The sequence below is a fragment of the Burkholderia sp. AU39826 genome (assembly GCF_020419965.1).
Classification (GTDB): domain Bacteria; phylum Pseudomonadota; class Gammaproteobacteria; order Burkholderiales; family Burkholderiaceae; genus Burkholderia; species Burkholderia semiarida.
Window position 1 is genome coordinate 1 of record NZ_JAIZQG010000016.1, and the last position, 15,308, is coordinate 15,308.

Sequence of the window (15,308 nt, forward strand, 5' to 3'; positions counted from 1 at the left end):
AGAATCACGGCAACTACGTGATCTCGCTGGGCAACGTCACGCGCTGGCTCGGCCAGCAGGCCGAGGCGCTGGGCGTCGAGATCTTCCCGGGCTTCCCCGCCGCGGAGATTCTGTACAACGACGACGGCTCGGTCAAAGGCGTCGCCACCGGCAACATGGGCGTGGGCAAGGACGGCGAGCCGACGGAGAACTTCCAGCTCGGCATGGAGCTGCACGCGAAGTACACGCTGTTCGCCGAAGGCTGCCGCGGCCACCTCGGCCGCCAGTTGATCGCGAAGTTCAAGCTCGACGCGAACGCGGATCCGCAGGCGTACGGGATCGGCATCAAGGAACTGTGGGAAATCGATCCGGCCAAGCACAAGCCGGGCCTCGTGATCCACACGGCCGGCTGGCCGCTGAAGTCGGACACGTACGGCGGCTCGTTCCTGTATCACATGGACAACAACCAGGTCGTGGTCGGCTTCGTGGTGGGCCTCGGCTACACGAATCCGTACCTGTCGCCGTTCGAGGAATTCCAGCGCTACAAGACGCATCCGTCGATCCGCGCATTCCTCGAAGGCGGCAAGCGCGTGTCGTACGGCGCGCGCGCGATCACGGCCGGCGGCCTGCTGTCGCTGCCGAAGACGGTGTTCCCGGGCGGCGCGCTGATCGGCGACGACGCGGGCTTCCTGAACGCATCGCGGATCAAGGGCAGCCATGCGGCGATCAAGACCGGGATGCTGGCGGCCGATGCGGCATTCGACGCGGTGCAGGCCGGGCGTCAGTCGGACGAGCTCAACGCGTACCCGGACGCGTTCAAGCAATCGTGGCTGTACACGGAGCTGTACCGCGCGCGCAACTTCAAGCAGTGGATGGCCAAGGGCCTGTATCTGGGCACGCTGATGGTCGGGATCGAGCAGAAGGTGATGGGCGGCAACGTGCCGTGGACGCTGCATCACCAGCACGCGGACCACGAGATGCTGAAGCCGGCGTCGCAGTGCGAGCCGATCGACTATCCGAAGCCGGACGGCAAGCTGACGTTCGATCGCCTCTCGTCGGTGTTCATCTCGAACACGAACCACGAGGAGAACCAGCCGGCGCACCTGACGCTGAAGGACGCGAGCGTGCCGGTGAACGTGAACCTGCGCACGTACGCGGGGCCGGAGGCGCGTTTCTGCCCGGCGGCGGTGTACGAGTTCGTGAAGAACGACGACGGCGGCGATCGGCTCGTGATCAACGCGCAGAACTGCGTGCACTGCAAGACCTGCGACATCAAGGACCCGACGCAGAACATCGTGTGGGTCACGCCCGAAGGCGGCGGCGGGCCGAATTACCCGAACATGTAACGCAAACGCATGCCCGCGCCCGCGGGCGCGAACGAACCGGAGTGAGACGATGAGCAATGCAGCGAAGGAAGTCGTGGTGGTGAGCGGTGTCCGTACCGCGATCGGCGATTTCGGCGGGAGCCTGAAGGATTTCTCGCCGACCGACCTCGGCGCGAAGGTGGTTGCCGAAGTGCTGTCGCGCGCGAACGTGCCCGGCGATGCGGTCGGGCACGTCGTATTCGGTCACGTCGTGAACACCGAGCCGAAGGACATGTATCTCGCGCGCGTCGCGGCGATCAACGGTGGCGTCGCGCAGCACACACCGGCGCTGACCGTGAACCGCCTGTGCGGCTCCGGCCTGCAGGCGATCGTGTCGGCCGCGCAGACGATCATGCTCGGCGACGCCGACGTCGCGATCGGCGGCGGCTCGGAAAGCATGAGCCGCGCGCCGTACACCGTGCCGGCCGCGCGCTTCGGCCAGCGCATGGGCGACGCGAAGCTCGTCGACATGATGCTCGGCGCGCTGCACGATCCGTTCCAGACGATCCACATGGGCGTGACGGCCGAGAACGTCGCGAGGAAATACGACATCTCGCGTGAAGCGCAGGACGCGCTGGCGCTCGAATCGCATCGTCGCGCGGCGCGCGCGATCGCCGAAGGGCGCTTCAAGGACCAGATCCTGCCGATCTCGATCCGTACGAAGAAGGGCGAGGTCGCGTTCGACACCGACGAGCACGTGCGTCACGACGCGAGTGCCGACGATTTCACGAAGCTCAAGCCGGTGTTCGCGAAGGAGAACGGCACCGTGACGGCCGGCAACGCGTCGGGCATCAACGATGCGGCCGCCGCCGTACTGATGATGAGCGCGGACGCCGCGCGCGCGCAGGGCGTGAAGCCGCTCGCCCGCCTCGTCGCGTATGCGCACGCGGGCGTCGATCCGGCGTACATGGGCATCGGCCCCGTGCCGGCCACGCAGAAGGCGCTCGAACGCGCCGGCCTCAAGATCGGCGATCTCGACGTGATCGAAGCCAACGAGGCGTTCGCCGCACAGGCTTGCGCGGTCACGCAGGAACTCGGCCTCGATCCGGCCAAGGTCAACCCGAACGGCTCGGGCATCTCGCTCGGTCACCCGATCGGCGCGACCGGCGCGCTGATCACGGTGAAGGCGCTGTACGAACTGAAGCGCATCGGCGGGCGTTACGCGCTCGTGACGATGTGTATCGGCGGCGGCCAGGGGATTGCGGCGATCTTCGAGAACATCTGATAATCGACCGCTCAGCCTCCGAATACACAGGAATCGTCATGGCCATCGAAACCGTCGGCGTCGTGGGCGCCGGAACCATGGGTAACGGCATTGCGCAAACCGCCGCCGTTGCAGGACTGAACGTCGTGATGATCGACGTCAGCGACGCCGCGCTCGACAAGGGCCTCGCGACGCTGAAGGGCAGCCTCGAGCGGCTCGTGTCGAAGGACAAGCTCGACGCGGCCACGCGTGACGCGGCGCTCGCCCGCATCGCGACGTCGACCGACTACGCGACGCTCGCCGCGGTCGACATCGTGATCGAAGCCGCGACCGAGAACGTCGAGCTGAAGGGCCGCATCCTGAAGCAGATCGAGGCCGTCGCGCGCCCGGACGCGATCATCGCGACCAACACGTCGTCGATCTCGATCACCGCGCTCGCGGCGCCGCTCGCCGATCCGTCGCGTTTCCTCGGCATGCATTTCTTCAACCCGGTGCCTCTGATGCCGCTCGTCGAGATCATTCGCGGGCTGCAGACGAGCGACGCGACCGCGTCGGCCGTGCGCGCGCTGACCGAGCGTTTCGACAAGTCGCCGATCGGCGTGCGCAATTCGCCGGGCTTCGTCGTGAACCGGATCCTGGTGCCGATGATCAACGAAGCGTTCTTCGTGCTGGCCGAAGGCATCGCGTCGGCCGAGGAGATCGACGCGGGGATGAAGCTCGGCGCGAACCACCCGATCGGGCCGCTCGCGCTGGCCGACCTCGTGGGCCTCGACGTGTGCCTCGCGGTGATGGACGTGTTCGCGAAGGACTTCGGCGATCCGAAGTATCGCGCGTGCCCGCTGCTGCGCGAGATGGTGTCGGCAGGGCGGCTCGGGAGGAAGACCGGGCGCGGCGTGTACGACTACGGCAAGTAAGCCGGTTGTCCCATGGTGTTTCATGCGGCCGCCTTCGGGCGGCCGCGTGCTTTGTATGGCGCGCGCGGCGTGATGACGCGTCGTGTACCGACAGGTCGCGCTACAGCAGCCGCTCGGACAGGACGCGAAATGCGACGTCGGGCACGACGAAGCACAGCGGTTCGCCGGTCGCGCCGATGCGGGCGAGAAAGTCGCCGCCGCCGACGGGGCCGACCGTCTTCAGCGGCCGCACCGCGTCGACGTCGATTGGCAGGTCGATCGACGCATACGCGAGGCGGTCGCAGTCCTCGACGTGGGCGACGGCCGCGTGCTGCAGCGACAGCGCGGCCACGGCCGCGCGCCAGTCGTCGAAGAACGGTGCGAAGGCGGCGGGCAGCGTCCGGTCGTGCGACGCTTCGGCCGTGCAGCGGAAGTCGGGTGCGCTGCCGCCGCTTGCCGCCAGCCGCGTGTCGTAGCGTCCGTCGCTTTGGATGACAATTATTGTGGGAAATTTGAACGCCTAGATTACTTGTCAGATAAAGACCAAGGCGATCGAAGACAAAGAAATATAATTGCGGAAAATTATGGCGATAAAAAAACTCGTGGATATTTCTAATATGAGGAATGTTATGTTGTGTACGTCGATATGCGCGGCAAGGTCGCATGCGATGCGGTTGTGGATGGCGATTTGGGTTGGCGGGATGCTGTTAGTGAATTACTAATAGCCAGGCTGGTTTGGGAGTTTGCTCTGGTGCTGGGTTTGGCTAATGTTGGAAGATTTTAATTTTGAGAATTTGTTTGCTAGGAGGCTTTATATGTTTTTTTGAATTATGAGACTATTTGGTCGGCCAACGCGGTGATTTTCTGAGTCCGCCAAAGGCTGGCCTTTACGATAAGATTGCTTGTTGTTATGGCGGAGTGCTTTAAAACAAGTTGTTCAAGCGCCCATCGAAGCTGTCTTTCTCTCAGGTTGCCATTTGATGATTTAAATGCGGCATGGAGTTCGGTGTGTTTATTGATGGTTATTCTAGCTTGGGCGGGTATGCGCGCGACGTGCGACTGCGTCAGCTGCGGCTTGGGAAGCGTAAATTGCATCGCTTGCTCGGACCGGCGTTCGTCGAACGAGGCATCAAGCAGGGACGAGATGAATTGTTCGATGTGCAGCGCGCCGCGCGGATGCCAATCATGCCGCATCGGGTGTATCATAAGACGACGCAATGACACCATCACGTTCGGCATTACCAGAATCTACCGAAACCTTGGCCGTATTCCACCAATCCTGACAAGAATTCCCTGAATAGAGGAACGGTGGCGATCGAACAGTTGGGCAATCTGATGTAGCGTGTCACCTTTGCGCCACCGCTCCCACGTCAATGCCTTTTGAGGCTCGCTGTGGCAGATCCTGCGCCGCTGTTTTATTAGCAACACCTCCACTGCTTACCCAGCGTGTAGTGTGTTGCATCGACCGGTTTAATCCGCCGTTCGATGACGGACGGACACGACTGATATCAGAACCCGTTGGCCGAGCAGATCAACGGCATCTTCTAAGGCGAGTTCTTCTTGCGACGTCCCGCTGGCGTGGCGCAAGCCGCCAAAATGGTCGAGCAATTGGCGCGCATCTACAACCATTAACGATCCTGCAGCCTGAAATACAGAACGCCCGATGCGGTGCATCGGGCGTTCTAGGGTCGAGATACTGTCAACCTATTCCACGACTTGACACTCCGCATGTGTTGCGCCACACGGTAGGCATGTGACATCGATTCTGATACAACCTCATTTGCTTTGAGCAAGTTACTCGCTGCAATTTCAAATGTGCGGGATCGAATTGATGGATGTGCTGGAGTTCCTCAGGTGCTTGTCCGTGCGTATCGCGCGCGCCATTGACTTTATTTTCGAAAATACCATTATTTCACATGAAACACTGCCCGCTTACCGGAATGCTCAATTATTTCGGAAATGTTCGAGCAGTTCGTACACGACGGGATCGCTCGCGCACTGACCGCCACCGCATTCGAGTAACGTCGATACAAGATTGGCGATGATCGTAAGCCCGAAGACTGTCATTGCGATTCGCCCGGTGGTATTCATCGACGAGGGTTGCACAGTATGGCTTGTGCGGCGGACAGCAAGCAGCAAGGAAACATACAAAATGATCAATACCGACACGATAAAGCACCATGTGTAGAAATGCAGGCCCAACAGAGCTGAACCATACGCTCCTGAATCAGGTGAGATGTGTAGCAGTACCTGACGACCTGCGATGACGCCGGTTGCGACAGCGCTGACGAGCACGCAGCAATAATGTGAGCCACGTACACCGTATCTGACGTTCATTGCGAATCCGATCCCGGTGAGGATCAATCCGACGCGCTGCAGTAAGCAAAGTGGACAGGGTAACTCATTGAATGCAATTTGATAATAGAATGCGATGAGCAGCGCTGCACTAATCGCAATTAATGCAAGAACATCTGGCGTATTCTTCGTCGTCACGTTTTCTTTGCTATCGTTTCGTAGAGCCTTCATTTCCATTATCGCGATGTCATTTAGAGGAATAAATTGAGCGAATCTGTCGCGTGATGAGCGAATGTAAAAAGTGTCGAGATCAGCGCGACGACGAACAAATAGGTCGTAGTGCGTGGACGTGTGCCGTATATCATTGAGACAAACGATGCTAGCGACAACAGGAACGGAAGAAACATGAAAATTTCGAGTCCTTCAGGTGGTGGTTAACATGAACTGCGTGATGAGGTTGGGTCAAACGAATGAAACTCGATTGCCCGTCACAGGCTGGGATAGAAGAGCCGGAAAGGTCGCCTTAGCGGTCATGGCAGATGCCGCATTTGTCCTCCCCGTTCTCTTTGGATGCGGTTATGATCGGAACTCGTCATAAGTTGTTTTCCATTCCTCCTATCAGCGGCTGTATCGCCGATTTGGCGATTTCACAGGTCCTTAGCTGGGCTCTCCCCGAGGGCTTCATCCAAGCGTGCCGACAATGCGGACTTCCTTGTTGTCTGGAACTTCGTTGTATGAAAGCACGGTGAGGTCCGGTGAGAACAGTTTGGCGTACCGCGCGAGCATCGGGCGAATGCGTGGCACCACGATCAGCACCGGAGCGGAGCCCATTTGTTTCAATTGTTCGACCACCGCCGGCATATGGGTCTGCAACTGCGAGAGCACGTTCGGTTCGACCGGGAAGTTGTCCAGCGGCACACGCGTGCCCGATTGCTCCGCGAGACTTAGGGCATTCAGCAGAATGTTCTCGAGTTCCATCGTCAGGCTGAAGCCCTTGAGCGCCTCGTGCTGGGCGCCAAGTCCGGCCACGATCTGGCGACGCAGTGCGCAGCGGACTTCGGCCACGAGCAGCAGCGGATCCTTGGTGGTTTCCGCGGCTTCCACCAGCGTGGCGGACACGGTTTCGATGTCCTTGATCGACACGTTCTCGGCCAACAACGTACGGAACACCTTGCGCAACTGACTGTGCGTGAGGCATTTCCCCAGCGCATCGGCCAGCGCGGGCGCAATGGCCGTCAGGCGTTCGATAATGGAGGTCACATGATCGTAGCTGAACAGGTCCGGGATCGTTTCGCGAATTAACTTGGCCGCATGCGTGGCGATTACCGTCGCGCAATCGACAACCTGGTAGCCGAGGCCGAGTGCATGGGCCTTTTGGTCGGGCTCGATCCACGTGACGGGCATGCCGTAGGCAGGGTCGATGTCGGGTATGCCATCCAATTCCCCGTAGATGGTAGGTGACGGAATGGCCATCAGCTTTCCCGGTTGCACTTGGGCCTGAGCCAGTGTGGTGCCGTTGAGCATGATGGTGTAACTGGAGGGGGGCAGGCTCATGTCGTCGCGCGCGCCGATGGGCGGTAGCAGGAAGCCGAGCTGTTCGGATAGGGTTTGTCGCGTGCCGTGCAGGCGGCCCATCAACGGCGCGCCTTGAGTGCGGTCCAACATCTCCACCAGCTTGTAGCCGAGAGATACCGAAAGCGCGTCCACATACGGCAGGCTGCTCCAGTCGAACGATTCGTTGCCAGGCGCGGCTAGCGTGGCTTGAATGACGCGGGCGGTTTCTTCCGCCTCGGCCGCTGCGGAGGGCGGAGTACGCTGCGTCATCCGATAGCCGACGTAACCGAGTACTGCTGCAAAGCACAGAAACACCAATGTCGGCATGCCCGGGATCAGGCCCAGCGCGGCCATCAGCGCAGCGGCGCTGAACAGCACCAACGGCGAAGCCAGCAACTGCTGGCCGACCTGTTCCTCGAAGTCGCGTGCATCGTCGATGCGCGTGACAATCACCGCGGCGGCGGCGGACAGCAGCAGGGCGGGTATTTGCGCGACCAAGCCGTCCCCGATGGCCAGCAGCGCATACTTGTGGAATGCCTCGCTTGCAGGCAAGCCGTGCATGATTACGCCGATGATCACGCCACCGATCATGTTGGTGATGAGAATCAGAATGCCGGCGATGGCGTCGCCGCGCACGAACTTCGATGCGCCATCCATGGCGCCGTAAAAGTCGGCTTCGGTCGTGACATCTTTGCGGCGTTGCTGAGCCTGTGTCTGTGTGATGACACCGGCGTTCAGATCGGCGTCGATGGCCATCTGCTTGCCGGGGAGCGCATCGAGCGTGAAACGCGCCGATACTTCCGAGATGCGCTCCGCGCCCTTGGTGACCACGACGAAGTTGATGATCATCAGGATCACGAAGACGACCAGGCCGACCACGAAGTTGCTGCCGATCACTACATTGGCGAACGATTCGATCACTTGGCCGGCTGCGCTTGGGCCCGTGTAGCCATTGAGCAAAACGACGCGTGTGGAAGCGACGTTCAATGTCAGTCGCATCAGCGTGGCAGCCAGGATAATGGTCGGGAAGGCCGAGAAGTCCAGCGGTCGCTTAACCGTCACCGCCACCATGACCACCACGATGGACAGCACGATGTTGAACGTGAACATGATGTCCAGTGCTGCTGGCGGAAGCGGCAGGATTACCATCGCCAAGATGGTGAACAGGGCGAGAGGCGCTGCGAACTTCAGGCGCTTGAGTAGGTCGATCGCGTTCATCTGGGTTAGGACTTTTTCAAGTGTTCGGGAATGGTGATGCCAGTGGGCAGCGATGGTGAGACGTCGCGTTCACCGCTGCGGAATGCCTTGATCTGTAGAACGTAGGACAACACCTGCGCTACCGCGCGATACAGCTCTGCCGGAATTTGCTGATTGACTTGGCTGGTGTGGTAGATCGCACGGGCAAGCGGCGGCAATTCGAGCACCTCGACGTGGTGTCCTCGGGCGACGTCGCGAATGTACAGCGCGACCTCATCGACCCCCTTGGCTACCACGTACGGCGCTTGTGCACGCGTTACGTCGTACTTGAGTGCGACTGCATAGTGGGTCGGGTTCATTACCACCACATCGGCGGTTGGCACGGTCTTTCGGATCCCCTGGCGCGCGAGCTGGCGCTGGATTTGGCGGATGCGGCTCTTGACTTCGGGCTTTCCTTCGGACTGCTTCATCTCCTCTTTGATGTCACGCTTGCTCATGCGCTGGCCGCGCTTGAAGATGATTTGTTGCACCGGTATGTCGACTAGTGCGAACACGATGATGATGCATGTCAGCGTGAGCGCGGAGGATAGGAACAGGTTTGACCCGCCGGTCAGTGCATCCGCCATCGGCGCGCCTTGCAGGCGGATGAAGTCGCTCAAGTTGGAGCGGCAGACGATGAAGAGCGTGGCCATCAATACGAGGGCCTTGAGCACGGTCGTGCCGAACTGCACGTAATGCTTGCCGGACACCAGGCGCTTGAGCCCGGAAAGCGGGTTCAAGCGGTTCAGCTTCGGCATGACGTTCTTGTGGCTTAGGGTCCAGCCGCCCGGTACCAACGACGCGACTATGATGCCGGCGGGCACCGCGGCCAGCGGGGCAAGCATCTTGCACAGTAGCAGCACCGCTGCGGGAAATAGCATCGACGCCGCATTGCCGATCCTGTCGTCGCCGGAAAGGTCTGCAAACGACAGCGCGAAAATGTGCTTGAGTTCGATCAGCCACGCCGGGGTTAGTACGACGATGAGCTTGAGAGCAATCAGAATTCCCACACACGTACCGATATCTCGCGAACGTGCAACTTGGCCTTCCATTCTGGCTTTGCGCAGTTTCTGCGGGGTGGCCTTTTCGGTCTTGTCGCCGGTTTGTTGCTCGCTCATTGCATTCCCCCGTTGCCGATGGGCCGCGTCGCGAGGCGATCGTAGAGTTCCAGAACGTGCTCCACCATGCGACCGTAGTGATCCGGCAGTGACGGCAATAGCAGCGTCAGCAGTAACAGCCCGAACATGGTCGTGATCGAAAAGCCCAACGCGAAAAGATTCAGTGCGGGTGCTACGCGGTTGAGGAGGCCCAGGCCGACTTGTACGACCAGCGTAGCGAACATCACCGGAAGCGCCAGCGCCACGGCGGCGGAGAACACCCAGCCTACTGCGAATGCGAGATGCTTGAGCGCGTCGAGGTCGAAGGCAAAACGACCGACCGGCCAGACTGCAAAGCTGCGCGCGATGACAGCCGTCAGGATCAGGTGGCCGTCAACGGCGAAGAACAGCAGGATGAACACCACGTACATGACGCTGGTGAGTACATCGGCCATCTGACCATTCATCGGGTCGTTGATCTGCGCCATGGACAGGCCCAATTGCGACGACGCGACGGTACCGAAAATCTGCAGCGCGCCCAGCACGAGATGGAACACGAAGCCGAGCAGGCCGCCTATCAGGACCTGTTCGGCCACGGCAGCTACACCTTCGAGCTGCAGCAGGTCGATCACGGGCATCGCCGGAATACCGGGCTGTATGGCCAATGCGAGGATGAGGGCGATCAGCAGGCGAATGCGCACAGGGACCATCGCGTCACCCAGGATCGGCGACGCGGCCAGCGCGGCAGCGATTCGGCAGAAAGGCCAGAAGATCGTGTTCGCGAGCGGCAGGAGCTGGGCAAGGACAATTTCCATTGCCGAGTCACCCGGTCAGTTGCGCGGCGCGGCTGAAGATCTCAACCGTGTAATGCATGACGCGGCCGGTCATCCACGGGCCAGCCAGCGCGAGTGCGATCAGCGTCGTGATCAGGCGTGGAAGAAAGCTCATCGTCTGCTCGTTGATTTGCGTCGCGGCCTGGAATATGGCCACCAGCACACCCGTGATCAGGCCTGGTGTAATCAGCACGAGGATGATGACGAGCACCAGGCGCAACGCGTCGACGGCGAAGCTGGCAGCCAGATCGGGAGTCAGCATCAGTGGGCCTTCACGCTGGTAATGAGGGTGTTGACGGTAAGTGACCATCCGTCCACCAGTACGAACAAGAGCAGCTTCAGCGGCAGCGAGATGACGAGTGGCGACAGCATCATCATGCCCATTGCCATCAGCACGGACGCGACAATGATGTCGACGATCAGGAACGGGATGAACAGCATGGCGCCCATCTGGAACGCAGTCTTCAGTTCGCTCAGCACGAACGCCGACAATTTAACCAGGAATGGCTGCTGCTCCGGGTCCGTGATTTTTTCGGTGCCGGAGAGTTTGGCCATCTGCGCGAGCGTGGCCTTGTTCGTCTGCGCAAGCATATAGCGCCCCAGCGGTTGTTCCGATGTCGCGAGCGCGGCCTGCATGCTGATCTTGCCCTGGTCGTATGGCACGAAGGCCTTTTGCCAGATTTCCTCGCCGACCGGGCGCATCGTAAGCATGGTGAGCACCAGCGCGACACCCGTCACGATGCGCCCCGGCAATCCTTGCTGCAGGCCTAGCGCCTGCTTGATCAGCGACAGCACGATCACATAGCGCAGGAAGCTCGTCATCGTCATCAGCAGCGCGGGCAGTAGCCCGAGCAGCGTCATCAGAACGAGGATCTGAGTTTTGACCGTGAAGCCTTGGCCGCCGACGGCATCGGATGCGAGCGTCAGCGTGTCGGCTTGCACGAGTGCCGGCACTGCGAGAACGGCTAACGCCAGACCCAGGTGGGGCAGGAGGTCGCGATTCTTCATGTCGCCAGCGAGTTGAGGTCGTCGAGTTCGATGATGCGTAGCCCGTAGTGTTCTCCCGAGACGACGACTTCGCCAAAGCCCACCGGCGTACCATTTACCTTGATGATGAGGGGTTCGCCGGCAAGGCGATTGAGCTCCACCGTGGAGCCGGTTTCGTACGACAGCAGATCGGCTAGCGGTACGGTGGCCTCCCCCACCTCCAGCGTCAAGCGCACGGGAATGCGGCGCAGCATACGCATCGAGTCGCGCGGCGAAGCAGGTTCGGCGATGGATCGGGGATCGTCGCCCAGATCCAGATCGCCCAACGCGGAGAGATCGAGGTCGGTGGTCGAGGTCATGTTGGGGGTTACTCCACGGGTTCGAAAGAAGTAATCCACAGCGCGCCTTGGTGTTCGGCCAAGGCCGCGCGGTAGAGGCGGACGTTGTCGACGAGCACGTCGACGGTATCGGGCAAGCGAACGGGCAGGACGTCGCCTGGCCTCATGCGAAGCAGTTCGTCGAGGCGCATGTCCTTGGACAGCACGTGCACCGACATCGTGACGGGGATGCACACGTTGGCAGGAGCACTATCGGGTGCAGGACGCAGGTGCTGAGCATCGAGGCGTGCAAACAAGTGGTCGACCCACCTGTCGTCCAATGCGAATTCGACGTCGCCACCGACGCTGCGTAAGGGGTCCGAGATGGTCATGCGCAGGACGCGGACTCCCGGGCCGGGCAGGACGTCCCCACTTGGAAAAAAGGGCTCTGCCTGGTCGCCGAGCATCGCCGAAGCAAACGCGGCTAGCAGCGCGGTGTGTTGTTGTGCCGCGAAACGCTGTTCCGCCCCGGTTTCCGGCACGGGCGCTGGGGCGCTCGGCACGGCTTCGTCCAGCGAAGTGCCGTAATGACAGGCCAGCAGCGCCAGCAGTAGCGTGCGGTCGCAGCGCACTGAAATCTGTCCATGGTTGCATGCATAGGTGCGCCAGACGGCCGCATTGCGCGACCGCATCGCGGCTACAGAGAGCTCGGTGACGACGAAGCGCGTGCCACGGCGCAGATTGAACCGTTCATGAAGGGACTGGTCGATTCTGCGCTTGATATCTTGCAGCACATCCTCGAGCAAATGGTATGGACGCCCCAGCGTGCACGGATCAAGCACCACCGGAGATGCGGCTCGGCTGCTGCGGGAGTGGGAGGGAGATGCTGACACGGTCAAGGGGTCGTTTTGAAGAAGAGTGGGCGCCATTGTCGGCAGCGTGCTGCATGGAGCGGAGAATGTTGAACAGAGTTTGAACACCCCAAAAAAAACGACCCGCTCGTGGCGGGCCGGTTTTGGACTCCAGTGAATCGCGAGGCAATGCTTACTGGAGCAGCGACAAGACCATCTGGTTCATGCTGCTGGTTTGCTTGAGCATGGACATGCTGGCTTGCAGCAGCACTTGCTGCGAGCTCATCTTGGCGGATTCCGATGCCATGTCGGCGTCCATGATGCGGCCTTCGGCGTCAGCCGTGTTCGTCGACATGTTGGCCAGGTTGTTGTGGGTGTGCTCGAGGCGGTTTTCTGCCGCACCGATGGCCGAGCGCAGCGCGCCCACGTCGTCAAGTACGTTGTTGATCAGATCGATCGTCGCGTTGGCGCTTTTAGTCAGCTCCTCGCCGGCCACTTCAGGCTTGCCTGCTTCCGGGCCCTTGTAAGTTGCCGACAGGCCCTCGAACTTGGTGTCCGCGTTTGTGACGTGCTTGGAGAAATCGACGGTCATCGTTTCGTCCTTGGTGGCGCCGATCTGGAAGGTGATTTCCTTGGTCAGGCGACCGCCTTCGCTCGCTACCGTGTCGTCTGCATTTTTGACTTCCTTCTGCATCAGCTTGGCGCCGCCGTACGACGTGTTCTTCATGATGTTCGACAGTTCCTTGCCCAGCGCATCGTACTCGGCCTGCATGGCAGACTTTTCGTTTGCCGAGGACGATCCGTCAGCGGCCTGCGTGGCCAGATCCTTCATGCGGTACAGAATGTTGGTGACTTCCTTCATCGCGCCGTCCGCGGTTTGGAGCAGCGACGACGCATTTTGCGTGTTCTGCATGGCCATGCCCATGCCGCGGGTTTGCGCTTGCAGGCGCACGGCGATCTGCAGGCCGGCAGCGTCGTCCTTGGCGGAGTTGATGCGCAAGCCGGTGCCCAGGCGGGTCATCGTGGTGTTCAGGCTGCCGCTGGTGCTGCCGATGGCCTTCTTGATGTTCATGGCGGCGGCGTTGGTGTGCAGGCTCAGCATGGTATGTAATCCTTAAATCTAGACTAGGTTTGGGGTATTTGTTTGTCGCTGCCCACTTGTCAGGAGGCGACGCCTGTTCAAGACGGCAGGCGATCCACAGACGTTAAATCGAATCGAGTCGGCCAAGCGGGAGATGCGGCGCGGCGGACGTGCGAACGTCGAGATTGCTTCTCCGCTGGCGGAGGAAGGCTTGCCATTTGAGCGGTGCCGAGCGGTGGCGCTATGAGTCGCTGCAATAGCGCCAGTGAATACTGCTGTGCTGGCGTTTCCGCGCGTGGCGACATGCTATTGATCCAGCCCGTGTAATGGGGCGACTCCGGAAAATAAGAGTTGTCTGATATTGGGCACGGCGGATTTCGCTCACACTTTAGCTCTACATTGGGATCTGTATCGCAGGTCCAAACGGAGCTGTTTGAGATTCAGGTCTCGCCGTGCAAACTTCAGGCTTGGCATTTCTCTTAACGCCGGTTCGAACTTGGGTTGCCCGTCCGTTAGGTTGCTGGCGATTCGCCGGCAGTGACGAGCGTTGCGCATGACGCGTGTTGAGAAACGTACGAGTTCGGTTTGACTGACGCCTGATCTTCAATCTCAGGGCCTTTCTCGCACCCTGTGCATCTGCGGGCTACTGACGCAGTGCCGAGCGATTTCGGCTCCGCCGAAATGTTTGCGGCGTCGCGATATTTTTTCGCATCAAGGACGCCGCAATTCGTATGTGCATTCTGTCTATCCTTGCGGAGGGAACTCCGCTGCTTAACCGTGGGCTCCACGAATTCCGGTCGATCGCGTATTGACGGGATAAGTCAGTGGGTGCCTCCCAAAATCCTCATCAGTCTCGCAATCATGTCGACAGTCACACCCGCCGATGCAAAAAAGCCGCGCATTGCGCTCCTGGAAGACAACGTCGCACATGCGAGAACCGTTCGGCACTGGCTCGAGGCCGCGGGCTACGACGCTATTGTCGAGCACGACGGCAGTCGCTTTATCGACCGCATCGGCCAAGAGAAGGTCGATATGCTTCTACTCGATTGGGATGTGCCCGGCATGACCGGCATCGACGTGCTGATAGACATGCGCAAGCGGGTCGACTATCTGATTCCCATCGTGTTGCTCACTCAGCATGACGACGAGCGCGACATCCTGCACGGGTTGAGCTGCGGGGCGGATGACTATCTGGTCAAGCCTATCAGCGAGCGAATGTTGATTGCGCGCGTTATCGCCCAGTTGCGCAAATGGTACCCGGGGGTCCAGCGCAATCAGCAAATCAGATTTTCCGGCTTCATCCTGGACGAGGCCACGCGCACGGCGACGTTGCCCGACGGCGAGCAAGTCTCGCTGCCTGAGCGTGAATTTTCCATTGCGCTGTATCTGTTCGCGCACGCCGGACGCGTGGTGAGTCGCGATGTGCTGCTCAAGCAAGTTTGGGGTGCAGCGGATTCGTCGAATGTCGGCACGTTGGCGACCTATATCACGCGGGTGCGAAACGGCCTTCGCCTGCGTCCGAACGGGCTCAGAATTTCGAGCGTGTATCGCTACGGGTATCGCCTCGAGCGGTTGGCGGATGGTGCCGACAACGACCGGGATTGAGCTGCGGCAAGC

At 60.5% G+C, this 15,308-nt stretch carries 15 protein-coding genes and 3 pseudogenes; 6 read left to right on the plus strand and 12 right to left on the minus strand.

Annotation, left to right across the window (positions count from 1 at the left end):
- From LGM42_RS23520 to LGM42_RS23530, 3 genes are all read left to right on the plus strand, one after another.
- Positions 1-1,325: electron transfer flavoprotein-ubiquinone oxidoreductase (locus tag LGM42_RS23520; protein ID WP_226233301.1), on the plus strand; the 1,325-nt coding region annotated here is incomplete at its 5' end.
- Between the two features lie 49 nt (positions 1,326-1,374).
- Positions 1,375-2,568, plus strand: coding sequence for a beta-ketothiolase BktB (bktB, locus tag LGM42_RS23525; RefSeq protein ID WP_059578954.1), 1,194 nt, complete (start codon positions 1,375-1,377; stop codon positions 2,566-2,568).
- A 38-nt stretch (positions 2,569-2,606) separates the two neighbouring features.
- Positions 2,607-3,461 carry a 3-hydroxybutyryl-CoA dehydrogenase gene (locus tag LGM42_RS23530; protein ID WP_226233302.1) on the plus strand — a complete coding sequence of 285 codons (855 nt, stop codon included), beginning with the start codon at positions 2,607-2,609 and terminating at the stop codon, positions 3,459-3,461.
- Between the two features lie 100 nt (positions 3,462-3,561).
- Here the strand turns inward: LGM42_RS23530 and LGM42_RS23535 are convergent, their stop codons facing one another.
- A complete protein-coding gene (locus LGM42_RS23535) occupies positions 3,562-3,792 on the minus strand; it encodes a hypothetical protein (RefSeq protein WP_226233303.1) in 231 nt (76 codons plus the stop codon).
- A gap of 695 nt (positions 3,793-4,487) precedes the next feature.
- On the opposite strand from LGM42_RS23535, the pseudogene LGM42_RS23540 reads away from it, so the two are divergent.
- Positions 4,488-4,658, plus strand: a pseudogene (locus tag LGM42_RS23540) (IS3 family transposase); the annotation flags it as partial.
- Between the two features lie 42 nt (positions 4,659-4,700).
- Here LGM42_RS23540 and LGM42_RS23545 read toward each other — a convergent pair.
- Positions 4,701-4,859 (minus strand): annotated as a pseudogene (locus LGM42_RS23545) (IS30 family transposase); the annotation flags it as partial.
- 57 nt (positions 4,860-4,916) lie between these two features.
- Here LGM42_RS23545 and LGM42_RS23550 point away from each other — a divergent pair.
- Positions 4,917-5,072, plus strand: a pseudogene (locus LGM42_RS23550) (IS3 family transposase); the annotation flags it as partial.
- Between the two features lie 312 nt (positions 5,073-5,384).
- Here LGM42_RS23550 and LGM42_RS23555 read toward each other — a convergent pair.
- From LGM42_RS23555 to LGM42_RS23600, 10 genes are all read right to left on the minus strand, one after another.
- Positions 5,385-5,933: a disulfide bond formation protein B gene (locus LGM42_RS23555; protein ID WP_226233304.1), complete on the minus strand. Its 549-nt coding sequence runs from the start codon at positions 5,931-5,933 to the stop codon at positions 5,385-5,387.
- 53 nt (positions 5,934-5,986) lie between these two features.
- Positions 5,987-6,142 (minus strand): DUF5993 family protein, encoded by a 156-nt coding sequence (locus LGM42_RS33380; RefSeq protein ID WP_226233305.1) that lies wholly within the window; start codon positions 6,140-6,142, stop codon positions 5,987-5,989.
- Positions 6,143-6,416: 274 nt separating this feature from the next.
- Positions 6,417-8,507 carry a flagellar biosynthesis protein FlhA gene (locus LGM42_RS23565; protein WP_226233306.1) on the minus strand — a complete coding sequence of 697 codons (2,091 nt, stop codon included), beginning with the start codon at positions 8,505-8,507 and terminating at the stop codon, positions 6,417-6,419.
- Positions 8,508-8,512: 5 nt separating this feature from the next.
- Positions 8,513-9,643 (minus strand): flagellar type III secretion system protein FlhB, encoded by a 1,131-nt coding sequence (gene flhB, locus LGM42_RS23570; protein WP_226233307.1) that lies wholly within the window; start codon positions 9,641-9,643, stop codon positions 8,513-8,515.
- Complete coding sequence (gene fliR / locus LGM42_RS23575; protein ID WP_060312353.1) at positions 9,640-10,437, minus strand: flagellar biosynthetic protein FliR; 798 nt, start codon at positions 10,435-10,437, stop codon at positions 9,640-9,642. Before fliR ends, flhB begins: the two co-directional genes overlap by 4 nt.
- A gap of 7 nt (positions 10,438-10,444) precedes the next feature.
- The gene (fliQ, locus tag LGM42_RS23580; protein ID WP_060312354.1) at positions 10,445-10,717 is read right to left on the minus strand and encodes a flagellar biosynthesis protein FliQ; all 273 of its coding nucleotides are present in this window, start codon (positions 10,715-10,717) and stop codon (positions 10,445-10,447) included.
- Positions 10,717-11,463 (minus strand): flagellar type III secretion system pore protein FliP, encoded by a 747-nt coding sequence (gene fliP, locus LGM42_RS23585; RefSeq protein WP_060312356.1) that lies wholly within the window; start codon positions 11,461-11,463, stop codon positions 10,717-10,719. Before fliP ends, fliQ begins: the two co-directional genes overlap by 1 nt.
- On the minus strand, positions 11,460-11,801 hold the full coding sequence (gene fliN, locus LGM42_RS23590) for a flagellar motor switch protein FliN (RefSeq protein WP_060312358.1): 342 nt from the start codon (positions 11,799-11,801) through the stop codon (positions 11,460-11,462). The genes fliP and fliN overlap by 4 nt, the downstream gene beginning before the upstream one ends.
- A gap of 8 nt (positions 11,802-11,809) precedes the next feature.
- A complete protein-coding gene (locus LGM42_RS33260) occupies positions 11,810-12,604 on the minus strand; it encodes a FliM/FliN family flagellar motor switch protein (protein ID WP_226233308.1) in 795 nt (264 codons plus the stop codon).
- A gap of 199 nt (positions 12,605-12,803) precedes the next feature.
- Positions 12,804-13,712 (minus strand): flagellin, encoded by a 909-nt coding sequence (locus tag LGM42_RS23600; RefSeq protein WP_060312362.1) that lies wholly within the window; start codon positions 13,710-13,712, stop codon positions 12,804-12,806.
- An 840-nt stretch (positions 13,713-14,552) separates the two neighbouring features.
- On the opposite strand from LGM42_RS23600, the gene LGM42_RS23605 reads away from it, so the two are divergent.
- Positions 14,553-15,296 (plus strand): response regulator transcription factor, encoded by a 744-nt coding sequence (locus LGM42_RS23605; protein WP_050017775.1) that lies wholly within the window; start codon positions 14,553-14,555, stop codon positions 15,294-15,296.
- Positions 15,297-15,308: the final 12 nt, after the last annotated feature.